The sequence below is a fragment of the uncultured Brachyspira sp. genome (assembly GCF_944390845.1).
GTDB classification, from domain to species: Bacteria; Spirochaetota; Brachyspiria; order Brachyspirales; family Brachyspiraceae; genus Brachyspira; species Brachyspira pulli.
Map to the genome: position 1 here is coordinate 1 of NZ_CALXRM010000117.1, position 6602 is coordinate 6602.

Consider the following 6602-nt stretch of genomic DNA (forward strand, 5'->3'; position numbering starts at 1 on the left):
TATTGTGATTAATAAAAATATTTTTTTCATAAAAACTCCTATAGAATATTAATCACAATATACCATAAAGCCGTATTTATTTCAATAAAAAATATTATATACCTAAACAACTATATTTTGTCAAAATAATTTTTTTAATTTAAAATATTTTCAGGGCTTTGCCCTTACGAAGTACACAGCGTGCAGAACCCCAGTTCTTTTACCGACGCTCTGTGTGCCGTAGGCAAGGTACATTTCGGTATTGGTATAAAAGAACCAAAATAACTGCATTTTTGACCTAAAACTAGGGTATTACACTATATTTAATATATATTCTTAAAATATAAAGTTCTAGCAATTGCGTTTTCGCAAAGCGTATCCGAGCCTGTCGAGGATATAAGGTTCTTTGACGCTGTCTGCCTGTGGCTGGAAAAAGAACAATAAACAAATTGACAAAGTTAAAAATTTTTACTATATACCTAAACAATTATATTTTGTCAAAAATAATTTTTTTAAATTTTAAATATCTGCAGGGCTTTGCCCCGCACCCCACTTCTTTTGGTGCCCCAAAGAAGCAAAAGGGCTATATTTTAGCTTAAATTAATAGTTTATATTACATGTAAAACAATTTTAGTATGATTTAGTACTAATTTTATACCTTGCACTTTTTGCAACTTTTTGCGGCGGGAAAAAGTTGAATAAAAAAATGACAAACTTAAAAATTTTTAGTATATATAGAAAAAATCAATTCAATAATCTTGCTATCAAAAGAGTAATATCATCAAATTGAGGAGTTTTTCCTCTAAATGAAACTGTTTCATTTACTATATCATCAACTAATTCTTTAGCATCATCATAATGATTTTTAAGAAGTGATTTTAATCTTTCCTCTCCATACTCTTCTTCAGATTTATTGAATGTTTCTGTAACTCCGTCTGTAAATAGAACTATAGTATCAGAACTTGAATAAGAAATTTGTTTATTTTGATAAGCAGCATCTTCAATAAAACCAAGAGGCTTTCCATGAGTATGCATTTCATATATAGAGTCTAAAGTACTAATTTCATATTTTTTTATTAAATACTGAGTTAAATGACCCGCATTAGAATAAGTAATTGTCTTATTTTCTGTATCAATAACAATTAAAAAACAAGTAACAAACATACCATTATTAGAATCTTTATATATATGCTTGTTGGTGGCTTCTAATATTTTAGCAGGATCATCCATTTCAGAGAAATACACTCTTAAAATAGAACGTGTCATAGTCATAAAGAATCCGGCACCTAAACCTTTACCTGATACATCAGCAATAACAAGTGCATATTTAGTATCGCTGATTTTTATATAATCGTAGAAATCTCCTCCCACGTTCTTACTAGGTATGCTAACAGCAGCTATATCAAATAAACCATTGCTAGGGAATTCTTTAGGAAGTACGCTTTTTTGAAGCTGTTCTGTAAAATTAATTTCTTCTGTTAATGATTCTTTTATTTTAGATTCTTCAGATAATAACACATGCATGTAATTTTCACCAATCTGCTGAGCAAGCATTTCCAAAAGTGATAAATTACTTAAATTAAATGCTTTATTTATATTTCTTTCTGTAGCCGAAAGGAATCCTATAATTTCATCTTTAGCAATTATAGGTGCAACCATAAAGCTGTTTCTTTTATACCTAAGAGATTTATTAGGCCTGAACCTCTTATCATTATCAACATTAATAGAATAAACAGGTTTTCCAGTTGCTAGTACTTCTGAAAGAACATTATCTTCAACTGTTACAACACCATATTTAAGTACATCTTCATCAATACCTATACCAGCCTTGAATTTGAAAACGCCATTTTCTTTTAATATAACAGATACCCTATGTGCCTCAAAAGCTTCGCAAACTATACTAATATTATCATTAAGTATTTCTTCTATAGTTTCGCATTTATTAATAGAAATAGACATTTGATATAAAGCACCTACTTCATAAGCTCTTGACTGTGCTCTATCATATACCATTTTATTAACTAAAGCTAAAGATACTATATTAGCAAATAAAGACATTACAACAGTATCTTTTTCTACAAATTTACCATTCTTTTTATTCATTAAAAATAATGAACCAATATTTCTCTTTCTTACTTTTAGAGGTACAAATAATATATTTTGTAATTCATCGCCAAGAATTTCCTTCATAGGTATGAAAGCAGAATCATCACTAGGATTATTAGAATATAATGAACATGAAGTAGTATAAGCTCTTACTGCTAGAGGTTTATCATTTTCTACAATATGACCAAAAAATTTACTGCCTAGAGGTCCTATGGACATTTCATAATGCAAATTGTATAGTTCTTGATCTACTAAATATAATAGAATAGAATCAGTATACATTATAGTTTTTATTTCAGATATGATAGTAACTAAAGTTTCATCATGATCATTACTAGCATTCATTCTTTTGATAATACCGGAAAATACTTCAAGCTGCTTTTCAGGATTATCTACTATATCATATATATCCACGTGATACCTCTACAAATGTCATTATTATACTATTTTATTATATCATAGTGTATTTTATAGTCAACATATATTTAGCCATTTTACATCATTATTAAACTTATAAAACAATTAATTATGTATTGCAGTTTTTTTATAATTGTTTATATTATATAGAAAATTTAACAAATTTAAGGAAAATATGAACAGAAATATAATAATAGAAGGAATAAATATACCTTCAAGATTTTTTCTAGCTCCTATGGCTGGGTATACAGATTATGTATTTAGAAGACTGTCAAGAAGATTTGGAGCAGGACTTTTAATAACTGAACTTGTAAGTGCTGCTGCTTTGGCAAGACAAGTAAAAAAGACTTACAGATATATGGAACATAAAGAAGATGAATACCCTGTATCATTACAATTGTTTGGTGCAAATGAAGATGATTTTAAAAAAGCTATAGAAATAACAGACTTAAGCGGATTTTCGTTTATAGATATTAATATGGGCTGCCCTACTAAAAAAGTTGTAAAGAATAATGGAGGAGCAGGGCTTTTAGAAGATACTGATAAAATGATTTCTATATTAAAAGCTGTAAAAAGCGTATCTCCATTGCCTGTAAGCGTAAAAATAAGATTAGGACTTAAAAGAGGTGAAGGCGGAGAAATAGAAAGAGCATTAGCTATGAAAGAAAATGGTTCCTGCTTTTTAACATTGCATGGAAGATATGCAAGCGATATGTACAGAGGCACTGCTGATTGGGAAGCCATAGCAAAAGTAAAAGAAGCACTAGGAAAAGATTATATTCTCATTGGAAATGGAGATATAAAAAGCAAAGAAGATGCTGTAAAAGCTTTTGATATATCTAAAGTTGACGGAATAATGGTTGGCAGAGGTGCTGTGGGAAATCCTTGGATATTCAGAGAACTTAATACTATATTCGATGACAATGACAGTTATAATAATGAAATAACAGAAAATGATAATCTTAAAAGTGTCATTAAAGAACATATAAATGGATGCTGTGAATTATACGGAGAAGTAAGCGGAATACATTTTATGCGTAAATTCATTATGAAATATTTAACTGGTTACAGAATGGAAAATAAAATAGAACTTATGAAATGCGAAAACAAGGAAGATCTATTTAGAATATTAGATAATATTATAAATTAATAATAAAAAATTGATAATAATAAAAAATAAGACTTGGATAAATAATAACCCAAGCCTTATTTTTTATTTTATGTATTGTAATATATTATTGTTCTACTAAAATATTTTTCTGAGTATCTTTATCAAAAATATGAAGCTTATTCAAATCAAAGTCCATAAATGCATGCTGATCTCTTTGATAATCGTCGCTTGTATTTATTCTTATAGTAATTTGAGAATCTCCAAAATTCATATATAAATAACTTTCAGAACCAATCATTTCTATAACATCAATAATAGCTTCTATTAAGTTTTTAGAATTGCTATCAGCTTTATCTTTATATAAAACAACATTTTCTGGTCTTATACCTAATATAACTTCTTTACCATTATAAGAATCATCTACTTTTGATATTCTTTCATTGTTTAATTCGATTTCATATCTGTCAAAACTAGCATACCATTTTCCGTCTTTTTTATTAAGTTTTGCATTTATGAAATTCATTTGAGGTGCACCAATAAATCCAGCAACAAATAAATTTTTAGGGCTGTTATAAAGAGTTTTAGCATCATCAACTTGCATGATATCACCGTCTTTCATAACTACAATTCTAGTACCCATAGTCATAGCTTCAACTTGGTCGTGAGTAACATATACGAATGTTGTTTGAAGCTGTTTATGAAGCTTAATTAATTCTGTACGCATTTGAACTCTTAATTTAGCATCAAGGTTAGAAAGAGGTTCATCTAATAAAAATACGGACGGATTTCTCACCATAGCTCTTCCCAAAGCTACCCTTTGACGCTGTCCGCCTGATAATGCTTTAGGTTTTCTATCAAGCAAATGTGATATGTCAAGAACTTTAGCTGCCCATTCAACACGTTTTTTTATCTCGTCTTTAGGAGTTTTTCTAAGCTCCAAACCAAAAGCCATATTCTTAAATACAGACATGTGAGGATACAAAGCATAGTTTTGGAATACCATAGCTATATCTCTATCTTTTGGAGCAACATCATTTACCAATCTATCTCCAATATACAATTTACCATCTGTTATCTCCTCAAGACCAGCTATCATACGAAGTGTTGTAGATTTACCGCATCCAGATGGACCTACAAGAATTACAAATTCCTTATCTGCTATATCTAAACTAAAATCCTTAACAACTTCTACTTTGTTATCATATACTTTTCTTACATGTTCAAATTTAATGCTAGACATAATTATTACCCTTCCTTTTTTATATTATTTTTAATAAATAATTGATATTTTTATCTTTTACCATTGTAAAGTCTAAATTTTTAAGAGTTTCAAAATAGATTATAACTTTCTTTGTAATTATAAACTCTATACACTATTTTTATACCCCAATCCTGCTATATATTCAAATAAATATCAAGTATATAATTTAGTATACTCTCTTTAGCAAGATAAAAACAACTATATAAATACATTTTATTATAAAATATATTTTTACATAGCTATATTATTTTATCATATTTTTTCAGTAAATCTAGTATAATAAAAATATTATAAAAAATAAAGCTTAATCTGTTTTTTTATTACAAATTAATCAATTTATTTTTACATACAATACAAAACTTTTTATGATGTTTTTTTTAAGAATACATACACTATATAAATTATATAAGGGATTATAAAATATGTTATATATTCAGACATTTATAAAAAAGAATAAAAAATATTTAAATTTGATTGAATTATTAGTTAAAAAGAAGTAAAAATACAATTATATAAAAAAGAGAGGAACTTTTTTATAAAGCCCCTCTCTATAATCTTATACAAATTAAATCACAAATTTTTTAAACTCATTAGCAAGTTCATTAGCATCTGTACCAACTACTATATGTATCTCATTATCTCCTATCTTTTCAACAGCAGGATAATATTTTTTAATACTTTCAATATCAACTTTATTAATATCTTTTATTTGTAATCTTAATCTAGTTGCACAATTAGTTACTTTAGTGATATTTTCTATTCCGCCAACCAATGGAAGAACCAAAGCAGTTTTTAATTTATGACTTTCAAATATTTTTCTGAAAGCATCTGCTAATAGACTTGCATCTGTACCAATTACTATATGAAGCTCTGTATCACTTATTTTTTGTACCGCTGGATAATATTTTTTTATTTCTTCTACATTAACTTTACTCATATCTTTTATTTGAAGTCTAAGTCTTGTAGCACAGTTATTTATTACTGCTATATTTTCTATCTCGCCAAGTAAAGGAAGAAGAAGCATTACTCTATTAGCATAACAATTATTGCTTTCATCATGTTCTACTGATGCACTTGAAACATTTAATACTCTTCTTAATTCATCAGCCAATGAACTAGCTGCAGTACCAATTACTATATGTACTTCTGTTGGGCTTATTTTTTGTACTACTGGATAATACTTTTTTATTTCTTCTATATTAACTTTATCAGCATCTTTTAATTCTAATCTAAGTCTAGTAGCACAATTATTTACTTTTACTATATTTTCTCTATTTCCAATCAAAGGAAGAAGAATCAAAGCTCTATTAGAAGAAGAATCATCAGAATCTATAACCTTTCTTAATGACTCAGCAAAAGCAGAAGCATTAGTACCTACTACTATATGTACTTCTGTTGGGCTTATTTTTTGTACCACTGGATAATATTTCTTTATTTCTTCTACATCAATTTTATCAACATCTTTCAATTCTAATCTAAGTCTAGTAGCACAATTATTTACTTTTACTATATTATCTCTTCCTCCAAGCAAACTTAAAGGAAGTATAAATTTTATATCCTTTTCATTAGTATTCATTATCAAACCTCATAATATTATAATATACAATACTAACATAATATGTATTTTATTTCTAGTATATACCTAAACTACTATTGTTTAAGAGCCATAGATATTGCACACTTTTAGTTTAAAAAAAGAAGGTATTCCTTATAATTTAAATTACTAGA

The 6602-nt window shown here is 27.6% G+C and carries 4 protein-coding genes; 1 reads left to right on the forward strand and 3 read right to left on the reverse strand.

The genetic code is table 11. From position 1 onward, the window contains the following. Positions 1-723: 723 nt before the first annotated feature. The gene (locus Q0K52_RS14405; protein ID WP_297300576.1) at positions 724-2499 is read right to left on the reverse strand and encodes a SpoIIE family protein phosphatase; all 1776 of its coding nucleotides are present in this window, start codon (positions 2497-2499) and stop codon (positions 724-726) included. Positions 2500-2677: 178 nt separating this feature from the next. Here Q0K52_RS14405 and Q0K52_RS14410 point away from each other — a divergent pair, with 178 nt between their 5' ends. Beyond that, on the forward strand, positions 2678-3652 hold the full coding sequence (locus Q0K52_RS14410; RefSeq protein ID WP_297300577.1) for a tRNA-dihydrouridine synthase: 975 nt from the start codon (positions 2678-2680) through the stop codon (positions 3650-3652). A gap of 85 nt (positions 3653-3737) precedes the next feature. On the opposite strand, the gene Q0K52_RS14415 is transcribed toward Q0K52_RS14410, so the two are convergent. Both Q0K52_RS14415 and Q0K52_RS14420 read right to left on the reverse strand, forming a co-directional pair. Continuing rightward, positions 3738-4853 (reverse strand): ABC transporter ATP-binding protein, encoded by a 1116-nt coding sequence (locus Q0K52_RS14415; RefSeq protein WP_297300578.1) that lies wholly within the window; start codon positions 4851-4853, stop codon positions 3738-3740. Between the two features lie 586 nt (positions 4854-5439). Then, positions 5440-6450, reverse strand: coding sequence for a PTS transporter subunit EIIB (locus Q0K52_RS14420; RefSeq protein ID WP_297300579.1), 1011 nt, complete (start codon positions 6448-6450; stop codon positions 5440-5442). Positions 6451-6602 lie beyond the last annotated feature (152 nt).

Excerpts from the sequence above, each read along its gene's own strand:
- Q0K52_RS14420 (WP_297300579.1), bottom strand. The coding sequence starts at position 6,450 with ATGAATACTAATGAAAAGGATATAAAATTTATACTTCCTTTAAGTTTG.
- Q0K52_RS14410 (WP_297300577.1), top strand. The coding sequence starts at position 2,678 with ATGAACAGAAATATAATAATAGAAGGAATAAATATACCTTCAAGATTT.
- Q0K52_RS14415 (WP_297300578.1), bottom strand. The coding sequence starts at position 4,853 with ATGTCTAGCATTAAATTTGAACATGTAAGAAAAGTATATGATAACAAA.